Origin of the sequence: Pseudomonas sp. CFBP 8772 (assembly GCF_014841665.1) — a bacterium.
Classification (GTDB): domain Bacteria; phylum Pseudomonadota; class Gammaproteobacteria; order Pseudomonadales; family Pseudomonadaceae; genus Aquipseudomonas; species Aquipseudomonas graminis_B.
The window spans coordinates 221,594-236,147 of sequence record NZ_JACYUI010000004.1 but is presented as its reverse complement, the minus strand read 5'-3'; the positions used below and the strand labels follow the sequence as shown (position 1 = coordinate 236,147).

Genomic DNA, 14,554 nt, shown 5'->3' with positions numbered 1-14,554 from the left:
CTCACTGCGCCTCAACCGGCGTGTCATGCAACGTAATCATCGCTTCCCGCGCCCAGCGAACGGTGACGGGTTGCCCCGGTCGATGATGCGCGCCGGCGTCCAGCCACTGATCGTTGGCCTGGCTGACCGTGAGCGTCTGGCCGTTGTCCAGTCTGACCTCGTAGCGGGTGGCACTGCCCTGGTATTGAATGTCGTGCAGCACGCCGCTGAGCTGAATGTCGTGCGTCACAGTGCCGCCCTCGGCAAAACGGATGTGCTCCGGTCGAATCGAAAACGCGCCCGGATTGCCGCTCAACATCTGCGCCAGTTCACCATGCACGACGTTGGAGGTGCCCACGAACTCTGCCACGAAGGTCGTGGCCGGTTTCATGTACAGATTGCGTGGCGTATCGACCTGCTCGATGCGGCCCTTGTTGAACACCGCGACCCGGTCCGACATCGACAGCGCTTCAGTCTGGTCGTGGGTGACGAAGATGAACGTGATGCCCAGTTGGCGCTGCAGTTTCTTTAGTTCGCTTTGCATCTGTTCGCGCAGCTTCAGGTCGAGGGCGCCGAGGGGTTCGTCGAGCAGCAACACCCGCGGGCGATTGACCAGTGCCCGCGCCAGGGCTACACGCTGGCGCTGGCCGCCGGACAGTTGCGCGGGTTTGCGTGCGCCGTAGCCATCAAGGGCGACCATGTTCAGTGCCTCGTCGGCGCGCTTGATCCGTTCGGCCTTGCCGACGCCTTTTACTTTCAGGCCGTAGGCGACGTTGTCCCGCACGTTCATGTGAGGGAACAGCGCGTAGTCCTGAAACACTGTGTTGACGTCGCGCTGGTAGGGCGGCAGGCCGGCGGCTTCCTGACCATGAATGCGGATCGAGCCGGCGCTGGGTTGCTCGAAGCCTGCGATCAGGCGCAGGCAGGTGGTTTTGCCGGAACCCGAGGGGCCGAGCATGGAAAAGAACTCGCCTTCCTGGATGTCGATGGACACCCGGTCCACGGCTTTCACCTCGCCGAACAACCGCGAGACCTGGGTGAACTGGACAGCGTGGGTCATGGCTTAACGTCCACCCATGATCGCAATGTAATCCTGAGTCCAGCGGCTGTACGGCACGTATTTGCCGCCCTCGGCCTGGGGTGTTTTCCAGAAGGCGATTTTCTCGAACAGGTCAAATCCGTTGGTTTCGCAGCCCTCGGCGCCGAGCAGTGCGTTGCCCTTGCAGGCGTCCGGCACCACCGGCAGGGAGCCGAACCAGGCGGCAACGTCACCCTGAACTTTCGGTTGCAGCGACCAGTTCATCCATTTGTAGGCACAGTTCGGGTGTTTGGCTTCGGCGTGCAACATCGTCGTGTCGGCCCAGCCGGTGGCGCCTTCCTGGGGGATGGTCGAGGCCACGGGTTGTTTGTCGGCAACCAGCCCGTTGACCATGTAGCCCCACGAACTCGACGCCGCCACGCCTTCGTTTTTCACGTCGCTCATCTGCACCGTCGCGTCATGCCAGTAGCGATGAACCAGCGGCTGCTGGGCGCGTAGCAGATCGAGCACGGCCTTGTACTGGGTCTCGGTGAGCTGATAGGGATCGACGATGTTCAGTTCCGGCTTGGCCGTCTTCAAATACAGCGCGGCGTCGGCGATGTAGATCGGCCCGTCATAGGCCTGGACCCGGCCCTTGTTCGGCTTGCCATCGGGCAAATCCTGCGGCTCGAACACCACGCTCCAGCTCACCGGCGGCGTCTTGAACACGTTGGTGTTGTACATCAGCACGTTCGGGCCCCACTGGTACGGCGTGCCGTACGTTTTGTTTTCAACCGTGTACCACGGACCATCTTTCAGGCGCGGGTCGAGGGTTTTCCAGTTCGGGATCAGCGTGGGGTCGATGGGCTGCACGCGCTTGCCGGCGATCAGCCGCAACGACGCGTCGCCCGACGCGGTGACCAGGTCATAGCCGCCCTTGGTCATCAGGCTGACCATCTCGTCGGAGGTTGCAGCGGTCTTGACGTTGACCTTGCAGCCGGTCTCCTGCTCGAAGCCGGTCACCCAGTCGTAGGCCTTGTCGCTTTCGCCTCGCTCGATGTAACCCGGCCACGCCACGATATCCAGCTGCCCCTCGCCATCGCCCACCGCCGTGAGTGCTTCAGCGGCCTGCACCGCGCCGCTGGTGAATAGTGCGGTAATCACGGCGCTCAGAATCGCGGTCTTGTGCACGGACATGGTGGGTTTGCCTCATGGTGGTGGTTTGGGCAGAGATCGGTGGTGCAGAGCGTAGTGCCCCGTTCGATCCCCGACAAACTTCACGCAGCAAATACCGAGCCCATTCCTGCAGGCGGATGCGGTTGAGTGAAAACCCGTCCTGACTCTGGACGCTCAGTCGCCGCAACATTCAGAAGCAAACCCGCCCGACGTGCGTCGGTGCCTTCGCCTTAACCTGCGGGTCGAATCGTCTGTCCCCATTTCTGAAGGTGAAGTCATGAACACGCGCGGTTTACTTGATCAATTGTTGAAATCCGGTCAGGACCTGCTGCAAAACAAGGCCGGCGCTCACGACAAGAGCGGCAAAAGCGGGCAAAACGGGCAGGGCGGGCTTGGCGATCTGCTTGGCAAGGTCGGCGGCAGCGGTCTGGGAGGCAAGCTGGGCGGCAGCCTTGGCGGGCTGCTCTCCGGTGCTGGCGGCGGTGCGTTGGCGGCGGGCGCGATGGGCTTGCTGATGGGCAACAAAGGCGCACGCAAAATGGGCGGCAAAGCGCTGACCTACGGCGGGCTCGCAGCGTTGGGCGTGCTGGCGTACAAGGCCTATGGCAACTGGCAGGCGAGTCAGGGGGTGGCGCAACCGGTTGAGCCGCAAACCGTTGACCGCGTGCCACCGGCCCAGGTTGAACAGCACAGCGAGGCCATCCTGCGGGCGCTGGTGGCCGCGGCCAAGGCTGACGGCCACGTCGACGACCGTGAGCGCGAACTCATCGAAGGCGAGTTCACCCGCATCACCGGCGACAACGAACTGCAGCAGTGGCTCCACGCCGAGCTGAACAAACCACTGGACCCTGTCGATGTCGCCCGTGCGGCGCAAACCCCGGAAATCGCCGCGGAGATGTACCTGGCCAGCGTGATGATGGTCGACGAAGAGCACTTCATGGAGCGCGCTTACCTGGACGAACTCGCCAAGCAACTGAAACTCGATCCGGCGTTGAAGACCGAGCTTGAGCAGCAGGTGCGTCAGGCCCAGCCGTAAACCGTCAGTCCGCCCTGCGATCCGGCACGGATACGACGGCCAATAGCCGCAAACCTGTTGGGTCAGGCCCCACAACCACTGGGGCCTGACCCACATTCTTGTTCCTCGCTACAGAAGTCCCGCCCAGACATCCGCCCGCGGCGCATTCGTACCATCAAGCAACGCCACATCGAGCCGATAGCGTGTAAGACATTTCCGATATGGCTGTGTGTTATGGCGTTTTCCTCGTCAGAAACACCCCAAGTGTCGGTAAGGCACTAGGCTATACTCCCGCTCGCTTTGGACCATCTGTCGGTCCGCTTCTTGAACCCGGTCATGCCGGCGTTGAACCCTTGAGGGCTGACTGTGAAGAACTGGACGTTGCGTCAACGGATTTTGGCGAGCTTCGCTGTCATCATCGCCATCATGCTGTTGATGGTGGTTGCGGCATTCAATCGCTTGTTGGTGATCGAGAGCAGTGGCGATGCCGTACGGCTGGACGCGCTGCCCGGCGTTTTTTACAGCAGCACCGTGCGCGGCGCCTGGGTTGAAAGCTACGTAGCCACTCAGCATTTACTCAGTGAGGGCGCCGGACGCGACCTCACCAGCGCTGAAGAAGACCAGTACAAAGACTTCGAAGACCGCCTGCAGGCGCAGATCGTCAATTACCAGAAAAGCATCTTCGACGAATCCGATCGCAATGACTTCGCCCAGTTTCTGCAGTTGCGCGAGCGCTATCAGCTAGTGCTCAACGGTGTGCTAGCGGCCTATCAGGGCGATAACTATGCGCTGTCCCAACGGATGTTTGCCGAGCAACTCACGCCCGCGTGGTTTGAGGGTCGCAAGGAACTCAATGCACTCGGCGCCAAGAACAAGGTGGTCGCCGACAAGGCGTCCGACGCCATCCAGGCCGCAGTTTCCAGCGCCAAGATCACCCTCGGCATCTCGCTGATCATCGCTCTGCTGGCAGCAGCTGCGTGCGGCCTGTTGCTGATGCGCGCAATTCTGGCGCCGATGAACCGCATCGTGCAGATCCTCGACATCATGCGCACTGGCGACCTGAGCACGCGGCTGGCACTGGACCGCAACGATGAGTTCGGATCGGTGCAAACCGGCTTTAACGACATGGTCGCCGAGCTCGCCGCACTGGTGTCCCAGGCCCAGCGCTCGTCGATTCAGGTGACCACCTCGGTGACCGAGATCGCCGCGACCTCCAAACAGCAACAAGCCACGGCCACCGAGACCGCTGCGACCACCACGGAAATCGGCGCGACGTCGCGGGAAATTGCCGCAACATCCCGGGATCTGGTGCGCACCATGACCGAAGTGACCTCGGCGGCGGACCAGGCTTCGATCCTGGCGGGCTCCGGCCAGCAAGGCCTGGCGCGCATGGAAGAAACCATGCACTCGGTCATGGGCGCGGCCGATCTGGTCAACTCCAAGCTGGCGATCCTCAATGAGAAGGCCGGCAACATCAATCAGGTGGTGGTGACCATCGTCAAAGTCGCCGACCAGACCAACCTGCTGTCGCTCAACGCCGCCATCGAAGCCGAAAAAGCCGGCGAATATGGCCGTGGTTTCGCCGTGGTGGCGACCGAGGTCCGGCGCCTGGCCGACCAGACCGCCGTGGCCACCTACGACATCGAGCAGATGGTTCGGGAGATCCAGTCGGCGGTGTCGGCGGGCGTCATGGGCATGGACAAATTCTCCGAAGAAGTGCGTCGCGGCATGTACGAAGTGACTCAGGTCGGCGAGCAGCTTTCGCAGATAATTCATCAGGTGCAGGCCCTCGCGCCGCGTGTCTTGATGGTCAACGAAGGCATGCAGGCCCAGGCCACCGGCGCCGAACAGATCAACCAGGCGCTGGTGCAGTTGGGTGACGCCAGCAGCCAGACCGTTGAATCCCTGCGTCAGGCCAGCTTTGCCATTGATGAGCTGAGCCAGGTGGCGGTGGGGCTGCGTAGCGGCGTTTCGCGTTTCAAGGTCTGAGTCAGGCCCATGATCGAGCATTCAGCCAAGCGCAGCGCTGCGGTATTGCCGAAGAGCAAGCTGTTTCTGCTGTTCCGTATCGGTGCGGAACGTTATGCGCTGCAAGCGACAGAAGTCGCCGAAGTGCTGCCACGGCTGGTGCTCAAGCCCATCGCGCAAGCGCCGCACTGGGTCGCCGGTGTATTCGCCCACCGGGGTGCAATCGTCCCTGTCATCGACCTCAGCGCGCTGACCTTCGGCCATCCGTCCCAGCTGCGCACCAGCACGCGGCTGGTGCTGGTGCACTATCGCCTCGGCGGCGATCGTCCCCCGCGTGAGCTGGGGTTGATCCTCGAACAGGCAACCGACACGCTGCGCTGCTCGCCCCATGAATTCAAAGCCTACGGCCTGGACAACGCCCAAGCGCCGTATCTGGGGCCGGTGCGCGAAGACGAACACGGCCTGCTGCAGTGGATACGCGTGGAAGACTTGCTCAGCGACGCTGTGCGCGAACTGTTGTTTCCCGAACAGCCCATGAGCCTGGATGCCTTCGAGGCCACGCCATGAGCAGCGATGCGCGTTTCTTCGCTTTTCTAAAGGACCGCATCGGGCTGGACGTCGCGTCGGTGGGCAAGGCGATCATTGAGCGCGCCGTGCGTCAGCGCTGCACGCTGTCCAAGGCGCGGGACCACGACGATTACTGGCAGACGCTGCTGGTTTCGGCGGACGAGCAACAGGCGCTGATCGAAGCGGTGATCGTCCCCGAAACGTGGTTTTTCCGTTACCCGGAATCCTTCGTCACCCTCGGCAAGCTGGCCAATGCCCGACTGGCGCAGCTCAATGGCGTGCGTCCGCTGCGGATTCTCAGCCTGCCGTGCTCCACCGGCGAGGAGCCTTATTCCATCGCCATGGCGCTGTTCGACGCCGGTTTGCGAGGCCCGCAGTTCAGCGTCGAGGCGGTGGACATCAGCCCGCTTTCGATCCAGCGCGCGCGCCAGGGCGTGTATGGCAAGAACTCCTTTCGCGGGGATCAACTGGGTTTTCGGGAGCGTTTCTTCAACGCGGCCGAAGAGGGCTATCGTCTGGAGATGCGCGTACGTGATCAGGTCCGCTTTCAGTCCGGCAACCTGCTCGATCCCGCCATGCCGGTGGCGCAGTCGGCCTACGATTTCGTGTTCTGCCGCAACCTGCTGATCTACTTCGACGTCGAGACTCAGCGTCAGGGCTTCGAGGCGCTCAAACGCATGACCCGCGACGACGGCGTGCTGTTTATCGGCCCCGCCGAGGGCAGCCTGCTCGGGCGCATGGGCATGGTGTCGATCGGCATTCCCCAATCCTTTGCCTTTCGTCGGCGTGACGAGGCCGTTTCCGAACCCCACGGCGGGCTGACTGCCCCAGCCATGCCGCCGTCGCGAAACGATGCTTTGCCTGCTTACTCAACGTCTGCTCGCTCGGCCCCGTCGCGCGGCACCCTTAAACCCCAGGCCTTTGCGCCGAGGTTGTTGGGTGATCCTGCGCTGGCTGAAGAACGCAGGGCTGCGCTCAGACCGGACATCAAGCCTGCGGCGCCGGGCGCTGGCAGCGGCGAAGCAGCCGAGTTGCTGCGCAGCATCGCCGTCCTTGCCAACGAAGGCCGCAGTGGCGAGGCGAAGGTGGCGTGCGAGCAGTACCTCAAGCGCTTCGACCCCGTGGCGCCGGTGTTTTACTGGCTGGGCCTGCTCAGCGAAGTGGCGGGGGAGACGAGCGCGGCACAAGGGTTTTATCGCAAGGCGTTGTATCTGCAACCACAGCATCCGGAAACCCTGGCGCAACTGGCCGCGCTCCTCGCCGCCCAGGGCGACAGCGCAGGGGCCCGGCGGCTGCAGGAGCGCGCGGCACGGGGTGTCACTAAAGAAGGACACAGTGGATGAGTCGCGTACACACAGAGCTGGTCAGCGACGACGCCGAGGCGATCGACGACTGCTGGAACCGCATTGGCATCCATGGCGACCGCTCCTGTCCGCTGCTTGCCGATCATATTCATTGCCGTAACTGCTCCGTCTACTCGGCCGCAGCCACGCGCTTGCTCGACCGCTATTCGCTGGCGCAGGAGCAGCGCGTGTCGATGCACACCGATGCGCTGGCCGTCGACGTCGAAACCCGCTCGACCGTGGTGTTTCGTCTGGGCGAAGAGTGGCTCGGTCTGCCGACCCGGTGTCTGGTGGAAGTGTCGCCGGTGCAAGCCATTCATTCCCTTCCGCACCAGCGTTCCCGCGCCTTGCTGGGGGTTGCCAATGTGCGCGGCGCCCTGGTGGCGTGCCTGTCGTTCGTCGAACTGCTCGGGCTGGACCCTTCAGTCGCGCCGGTGGGTGACGCCCGAACATTGCCGCGCATGCTGATCGTTTCGGCAGACGGCGGTCCGGTGGTGGTGCCAGTGGACGAAGTCGACGGCATTCATGCCATTGAGGCGCGTCTGCTGGACAGTGCCTCGGCGTCGACGCAGAACAGCAACGCGCGCTTCACCCGAGGCGTCGTGCAATGGAAAAACCGCAGCTTGCGCCTGCTCGATGAAGACCACCTGTTGTCGGCTGTGAACCGGAGCCTGACATGACGCCCGATCAAATGCGCGATGCGTCGCTGTTCGAACTCTTTACCCTGGAGGCGGAAGCGCAGACCCACGTGTTGAGCGCAGGCCTGTTGGCTCTTGAGCGCAATCCGACCCAGGCCGATCAACTGGAAGCGTGCATGCGCGCGGCCCATTCGCTGAAAGGCGCGGCGCGTATTGTCGGGGTCAACGCCGGCGTCAGCGTTTCCCACGTCATGGAAGATTGCCTGGTCAGCGCCCAGGAAGGGCGATTGCACCTGCTGCCCGAGCATATCGACGCGCTGCTGATGGGCACCGATTTGCTGATGCGCATCGCCACGCCTGGCGCCACCGTGCCTCAGGCAGATGTCGACGGCTATGTGGCGCTGATGAACAACATGGTCAGCGACGATCCGGCGATGAAAGCCATGCTGGTGCCGACCGCGCTGCCTTCCCTCGAAGACATCCTGCTGGCCAACGCGCAGTCGCTGGTCACCTCGCTTCAGTCGGCGCAGGATTCGGCGGCTGAAGAGCTGGCAGCTTCCACTGCCGAACCCGTTCCGGACCCTGCGCTCAAAGCGGAGGGTCCCGGTGAACGACGTGTGGTCGAGACCGGCGAACGGGTCCTGCGCGTCACCGCCGAACGCTTGAACAACCTGCTGGACCTGTCGAGCAAGTCGCTGGTCGAGACCCAACGGCTGAAGCCGTATCTGGCCGCGATGCAACGGGTCAAACGCACCCAGACCGGTGCGACCCGAGCGCTGGACAGTCTCGAAGCCTTGCTCGGCGCCAACACCGATCCCGACGCGCAGAAGGCGCTGGACGAAGCGCGGCGGCTGCTCGGCGAAGCGCAGCATTTGCTGATTCAACAAACGGCGGACCTCGACGAGTTCGGCTGGCAGGCCTCGCAACGCGCGCAACTGCTCTACGACACGGCGCTGGCCTGCCGCATGCGACCGTTTGCCGACGTGCTGGCGGGGCAGGCGCGCATGGTCCGTGATCTGGGCCGCTCGCTGGGCAAGCAGGTGCGGCTTGAGATCGACGGCGAAAAGACTCAGGTCGATCGCGACGTGCTGGAAAAACTTGAAGCGCCATTGACCCACTTGCTGCGCAACGCCGTCGACCATGGCATCGAGCTGCCCGAGCAGCGCGTCGCCATCGGTAAGCCAGCCGAGGGGCTGATTAAGCTGAAGGCCTCTCACCAGGCCGGTTTGCTGGTGGTCGAGCTGATCGACGACGGCGCCGGGGTGGATCTTGAGCGTCTGCGCCAAAGCATCATCGATCGCAAACTCTCGCCCGCCGAAACCGCTGCGCAGTTGAGCGAGGAGGAACTGCTGAGCTTCCTGTTCCTGCCCGGGTTCAGCATGCGCGACAAGGTCACTGAAGTGTCCGGTCGAGGCGTCGGTCTGGATGCGGTTCAGCACATGGTCCGGCAGCTGCGTGGCGGCGTCGAACTGGACCAGCGCGCGGGGAGGGGCAGCCGTTTCCATCTCGAAGTGCCGCTGACCTTGTCGGTGGTGCGCAGTCTGGTGGTGGACGTCGGCGGCGAAGCGTATGCCTTTCCGCTGGCGCACATCGAGCGCATGCGTGACGTGCGCGCCGACGAAATCGTACAGCTGGAAGGGCGTCAGCATTTCTGGCATGAAGAGCGCCACGTAGGGCTGGTAGCCGCCACTCAGCTGCTCAACCGTCCGGCCAGCCAGCACAGTGAAGACGTGCTCAAAGTGGTGGTGATTCGCGAGCGCGATGCGGTGTATGGGGTTGCCGTGGAGCGTTTCATCGGCGAACGCACCCTGGTGGTGTTGCCGCTGGATCCGCGCCTGGGCAAGGTTCAGGACATCTCCGCCGGCGCGTTGCTCGACGACGGCTCGGCGGTGCTGATCATCGACGTTGAAGACATGCTGCGTTCGGTGGAGAAACTGCTCAATACCGGACGCCTGGAACGCATCGACCGGCGCAGTCGTCAGGCTGACGCACGGGTGCGCAAGCGCGTGCTGGTGGTCGATGACTCCCTGACCGTGCGCGAACTGGAACGCAAACTGTTGCTCAGTCGTGGCTATGAAGTGGCGGTGGCCGTAGACGGCATGGACGGCTGGAACGCCCTGCGCGGTGAGGATTTCGACCTCCTCATCACCGACATCGACATGCCGCGCATGGACGGCATCGAGCTGGTGACGCTGGTGCGTCGCGACAGCCGCCTGCAATCGCTGCCGGTGATGGTGGTGTCGTACAAGGACCGTGAAGAAGATCGCCGCCGCGGCCTGGACGCCGGCGCCGATTACTATCTGGCCAAGGCCAGTTTCCACGACGACGCGTTGCTCGATGCGGTCGTTGAGTTGATAGGAGATGCGCAGGGATGAAGATCGCCATCGTCAACGACATGCCCATGGCGGTGGAGGCGCTGCGTCGCGCGCTGGCTTTCGAGCCGGCGCACCAGATTGTCTGGGTGGCCAGTAACGGCGCCGAGGCTGTCGAGCGTTGCGTCCAGCAAAAGCCCGATCTGATACTGATGGACCTGATCATGCCGGTGATGGACGGCGTGGAGGCGACTCGACGTATTATGGCGGCGACGCCGTGTGCCATCGTTATCGTCACCGTGGATCGCGAGCAGAATGTGCATCGGGTGTTCGAAGCCATGGGCCATGGCGCGCTGGACGTGGTCGACACGCCTGCGCTGGGGGCCGGCAACCCCAGGGATGCCGCCGCGCCTTTGTTGCGCAAGATACTTAATATAGGCTGGCTCATTGGCGAGCGGGACACGCGGGTGCGCCCCGTGCCGCCCCCGGTGCGCGAGTCGGCACAGCGTCAGCGGTTGATCGCGATCGGCTCATCGGCTGGCGGGCCCGCCGCGCTGGAAATACTGCTCAAGGCGCTGCCGAATGACTTTCCGGCCGCCATCGTGCTGGTGCAGCACGTGGATCAGGTATTCGCCGAAGGGATGGCGCAATGGCTGAGCGGCTCTTCGGGGCTTGAGGTCAGGCTGGCGCGCGATGGCGAGCCGCCGCAAGTGGGCACGGTGCTGCTGGCAGGCACCAACCACCATATTCGTCTGCTCAGGAACGGCACGCTGGCGTACACCGCAGAGCCGGTTAACGAAATTTACAGGCCCTCCATCGACGTGTTTTTCGAAAGTGTGGCCAGCTATTGGAATGGTGACGCAGTGGGTGTTTTGTTGACCGGCATGGGCCGTGATGGTGCGCAGGGACTCAAGCTGATGCGTCAGCGGGGCTTTCTCACCATCGCCCAGAATCAGGAAAGCTGTGCGGTGTACGGCATGCCTAAAGCGGCTGCGGCGATCGACGCCGCCATGGAAATTCGCTCACTGGACTCGATCGCACCTCGCTTGAAGGAGGTATTCACCCAATGAATTTCCAGGTGATTTCACAGCCCGCCTGTGACCAGGAGACCCCGCATGCATGATTTGCAACTGGACGATCTGAACGCCACGGATGAAAACGCTGCGATGGTGCTGCTGGTCGACGATCAGGCCATGATCGGCGAGGCTGTCCGCCGCGGGCTGGCGCACGAAGACAACATCGACTTCCATTTCTGCGCAGACCCGCATCAGGCGATAGCCCAAGCGATCCTCATCAAGCCGACCGTGATTCTTCAGGACCTGGTCATGCCCGGCCTGGACGGCCTGACACTGGTGCGTGAGTACCGCGCCAATCCGAAGACCCGTGACATTCCGATCATTGTGCTCTCGACCAAGGAAGACCCGCTGATCAAAAGCGCCGCCTTTGCCGCTGGCGCCAACGATTATCTCGTCAAACTGCCGGACAACATCGAACTGGTGGCGCGCATTCGCTACCACTCGCGCTCCTACATGACGCTGCTGCAGCGCGACGAAGCCTATCGTGCGTTGCGGGTCAGTCAGCAACAGCTGCTCGACACCAACCTGGTGCTGCAACGGCTGATGAACTCCGACGGTTTGACCGGCCTGTCCAATCGCCGCCACTTCGACGAGTACCTGGAACTGGAATGGCGCCGTTCCACCCGGGAGCAGACCCAGATCTCGCTGTTGATGATCGACGTCGACTACTTCAAGGCTTACAACGACGCCTTCGGCCATCTCGAAGGTGACGAGGCATTGCGTCAGGTCGCCAAAGCCATCCGCGCCAACTCCAGCCGTCCTTCCGACCTGCCGGCGCGTTACGGCGGCGAAGAATTTGCGCTGGTGCTGCCCAGCACCTCCCCGGGCGGCGCGCGTTTGCTGGCTGAAAAACTGCGTCAGACCATCGCCGGCATGAATATCCCCCACGTCGCCCCGACCCAAGGCTCCAGCCTGACGGTCAGCATTGGTCTGGCCACTGTCGTCCCGCAAGTGGGCAGCCACAGTCGCCAGTTGATTCAAAGTGCGGATCAGGGGCTGTATGCGGCTAAGCACAATGGTCGCAATCAGGTGGCGGTGGGGTAAACGACTTATTATTGATCAAGAGTGGGCGAGCCACTCTTGATTGAACCGGTATGAAGGGTTTCAAGGTTTGGTGGGGCCGGGATCACAGCTAGTATTTACGCAGAGTCGAATCGAGTAAGCAGCAGAGCCCAATGAATTATGGAGCGTCAAGTAGCCGTGGCTTCCGTCGCACTTGTTAATCTCGCTAATGGGGAGCAGGAACTCTGCCAGCCGAGAGTCTGAAGTAAGAGGGGCTAGCTCCCATAAAAGTTCGCTGATTGAGTTGCTCCACGTTACTCTTGCTGGCTGAGCTGTCATGTTTTCCCATTTGGCAAAGATGTGGGCCCCCTCACCGAGAGCGGATGTTCTCACTTCCACATTAACAATCGTAGGATACAGGCCTTCGTGTTGTTTTATTGTCTCTCGCACCGCGATGCTCCCGACGCTTCCAATTGGAGGAGGCCCTGAACCAGCGGAGGTAGCTTCGAATTCCAATGGCTCCGAATCAACAGATGGTCCATTTTCGATGGATACGCTGTACCAGACTTTAATCAAGCCCATGCGTGACAGCGTGTTGGAATAGTAATGCCGTGGCGTCCTTTGGAAGTGCGAGTCTTCGCCCGGTGATTGTTGTTGAAGCTCGCAGCAGTATATCCAATGCTGCTCCTTGCCGTAGATTTCCCACATGACGCTTACTGAGTGCGCCTTGTCGAGGGTTGGGTAATTAACTTCGATAATCGGTAGATCGGTTTCTACCAAATCCAAAATGCCGTCAGTGACGCCTGTAACGCTAGGGGCGGGATAATGACTTTTCATGTTTGGTGACTCGTTGTTGTGGAGAGATTGGTCTTGATGATCATAGCCTTTCAGGTTGAGGCTTCCAGCTGGTTTAAATATTGATTGGATGTTGATGTTATCGCCATTGGGTCTAAGCAATTAATGGACAACGGCATTAAAGGTTTCCCAGATACTTAGCGTTCGTTCGTGAACCACGTCGCTCTGGTTCCCGATGGTTATAGATACGCCCCGCCATCGAAAACGGGTGTATGAGGTGGCATTTATGCGCGCAACGGACTGCCGTGCGGGTTCACCAGCGCCATACCCCGAATAGCCATTCGCGATTGCGCCCCGTCGGCCATTACCCGATAAGGGGCAGCGCTAATTGCTGTCATTCCGGACGCTCAGGCGTGCCCTGCCTCCATGACTGCGATATACTCGCCGGCTTTGTGAAAATCGCCTGCGAGTGCTGCCTACCATGGAAATCAACCCGATCCTAAACAGCATCAAGGACCTGTCCGAGCGCTCCGAAACCATTCGGGGGTATCTTTGACTACGATCACAAACATGATCGTCTGACCGAAGTTAACCGCGAGCTCGAAGATCCAAACGTCTGGAACAACCCGTCGTACGCCCAGGAACTGGGCCGCGAGCGTTCGCTGCTGGCGCAGATCGTCGACACCCTCGACGAAATGAGCACCGGCCTGGTGGACGCCAAGGACCTGTTGCTGATGTCCGCCGAAGAAGAAGACCAGGCCGCCGTCGACGACGTTGCCGCTGAAGTCGAGCGCCTGCGTGAGGCGCTGGAAAAACTGGAATTCCGTCGCATGTTCAGCGGCGAGATGGACCAGAACAACGCCTATCTGGACATCCAGGCCGGTTCCGGCGGCACCGAAGCCCAGGACTGGGCGAACATCCTGTTGCGCATGTACCTGCGCTGGGCCGACAAGCGCGGCTTCGACGCGACCATCATGGAGCTGTCGGCCGGTGAAGTCGCCGGTATCAAAGGCGCCACGGTGCACATCAAGGGCGAGTACGCATTCGGCTGGCTGCGCACCGAAATCGGCGTCCACCGTCTGGTCCGCAAAAGCCCGTTCGATTCCGGCAACCGCCGTCACACCTCGTTCTCGGCAGTGTTCGTTTCGCCGGAAATCGATGACAACATCGAAATCGACATCAACCCGTCTGACCTGCGTATCGACACCTACCGCTCCTCGGGCGCCGGTGGTCAGCACGTCAACACCACCGACTCGGCGGTCCGGATTACCCACGTGCCGACCAACACCGTGGTCAGTTGCCAGAACGAACGTTCCCAGCACGCCAACAAAGACACCGCGATGAAGATGCTGCGGGCGCGCTTGTACGAGCAGGAAGTGCAGAAGCGCAATGCGGCCTCGCAAGCGCTGGAAGACACCAAGTCGGATATCGGCTGGGGTCACCAGATCCGCTCGTACGTACTCGATGCCTCGCGCATCAAAGACCTGCGCACCAGCGTCGAACGCAGCGATTGCGACAAGGTGCTCGATGGCGACATCGACGAATACCTGATCGCGAGCCTCAAACAGGGCCTGTAATCGCCACACCACTGTTGCGGGTCGGGCGCGTCATCATGACGTCGCCGCCCGCGATCCTTTGTCGCGCTTCCCGGCCAGACGAAGGGCC

At 61.9% G+C, this 14,554-nt stretch carries 12 protein-coding genes; 9 read left to right on the top strand and 3 right to left on the bottom strand.

Going from position 1 to position 14,554, the window contains the following annotated elements:
• Position 1: 1 nt before the first annotated feature.
• On the bottom strand, positions 2-1,039 hold the full coding sequence (locus IFT99_RS10985) for an ABC transporter ATP-binding protein (RefSeq protein ID WP_192132251.1): 1,038 nt from the start codon (positions 1,037-1,039) through the stop codon (positions 2-4).
• A gap of 3 nt (positions 1,040-1,042) precedes the next feature.
• On the bottom strand, positions 1,043-2,194 hold the full coding sequence (gene ydcS, locus IFT99_RS10980; protein WP_192132249.1) for a putative ABC transporter substrate-binding protein YdcS: 1,152 nt from the start codon (positions 2,192-2,194) through the stop codon (positions 1,043-1,045).
• A 256-nt stretch (positions 2,195-2,450) separates the two neighbouring features.
• On the opposite strand from ydcS, the gene IFT99_RS10975 reads away from it, so the two are divergent.
• From IFT99_RS10975 to IFT99_RS10940, 8 genes are all read left to right on the top strand, one after another.
• Positions 2,451-3,209, top strand: coding sequence for a tellurite resistance TerB family protein (locus IFT99_RS10975; protein ID WP_065989930.1), 759 nt, complete (start codon positions 2,451-2,453; stop codon positions 3,207-3,209).
• A gap of 345 nt (positions 3,210-3,554) precedes the next feature.
• Positions 3,555-5,177 carry a methyl-accepting chemotaxis protein gene (locus tag IFT99_RS10970; RefSeq protein WP_192132247.1) on the top strand — a complete coding sequence of 541 codons (1,623 nt, stop codon included), beginning with the start codon at positions 3,555-3,557 and terminating at the stop codon, positions 5,175-5,177.
• A gap of 9 nt (positions 5,178-5,186) precedes the next feature.
• Positions 5,187-5,723, top strand: a complete 537-nt coding sequence (locus IFT99_RS10965) for a chemotaxis protein CheW (RefSeq protein ID WP_065989927.1) — start codon at positions 5,187-5,189, stop codon at positions 5,721-5,723.
• A complete protein-coding gene (locus tag IFT99_RS10960; RefSeq protein WP_192132246.1) occupies positions 5,720-7,066 on the top strand; it encodes a CheR family methyltransferase in 1,347 nt (448 codons plus the stop codon). The genes IFT99_RS10965 and IFT99_RS10960 overlap by 4 nt, the downstream gene beginning before the upstream one ends.
• Positions 7,063-7,746 carry a chemotaxis protein CheW gene (locus tag IFT99_RS10955; protein WP_065989925.1) on the top strand — a complete coding sequence of 228 codons (684 nt, stop codon included), beginning with the start codon at positions 7,063-7,065 and terminating at the stop codon, positions 7,744-7,746. The genes IFT99_RS10960 and IFT99_RS10955 overlap by 4 nt, the downstream gene beginning before the upstream one ends.
• The gene (locus tag IFT99_RS10950; protein ID WP_192132244.1) at positions 7,743-10,079 is read left to right on the top strand and encodes a hybrid sensor histidine kinase/response regulator; all 2,337 of its coding nucleotides are present in this window, start codon (positions 7,743-7,745) and stop codon (positions 10,077-10,079) included. The genes IFT99_RS10955 and IFT99_RS10950 overlap by 4 nt, the downstream gene beginning before the upstream one ends.
• Positions 10,076-11,086, top strand: a complete 1,011-nt coding sequence (gene cheB, locus IFT99_RS10945; RefSeq protein ID WP_192132242.1) for a chemotaxis response regulator protein-glutamate methylesterase — start codon at positions 10,076-10,078, stop codon at positions 11,084-11,086. The genes IFT99_RS10950 and cheB overlap by 4 nt, the downstream gene beginning before the upstream one ends.
• Before the next feature lie 45 nt (positions 11,087-11,131).
• Entirely contained in the window at positions 11,132-12,136 is a 1,005-nt protein-coding gene (locus tag IFT99_RS10940) for a response regulator (RefSeq protein ID WP_065989920.1), read from the top strand.
• Positions 12,137-12,196: 60 nt separating this feature from the next.
• Here IFT99_RS10940 and IFT99_RS10935 read toward each other — a convergent pair whose 3' ends face one another.
• Positions 12,197-12,931: a hypothetical protein gene (locus tag IFT99_RS10935; RefSeq protein WP_192132240.1), complete on the bottom strand. Its 735-nt coding sequence runs from the start codon at positions 12,929-12,931 to the stop codon at positions 12,197-12,199.
• A gap of 439 nt (positions 12,932-13,370) precedes the next feature.
• Between IFT99_RS10935 and prfB the strand changes: the two genes are divergently transcribed.
• Positions 13,371-14,466, top strand: a protein-coding gene (gene prfB / locus IFT99_RS10930) for a peptide chain release factor 2 (RefSeq protein ID WP_108120905.1) whose coding sequence is annotated in 2 segments (ribosomal slippage) — positions 13,371-13,442 and positions 13,444-14,466 — 1,095 coding nt in all. Because the reading frame shifts where the segments join, the coding sequence is not laid out codon by codon here.
• The last annotated feature ends 88 nt before the right edge of the window (positions 14,467-14,554 follow it).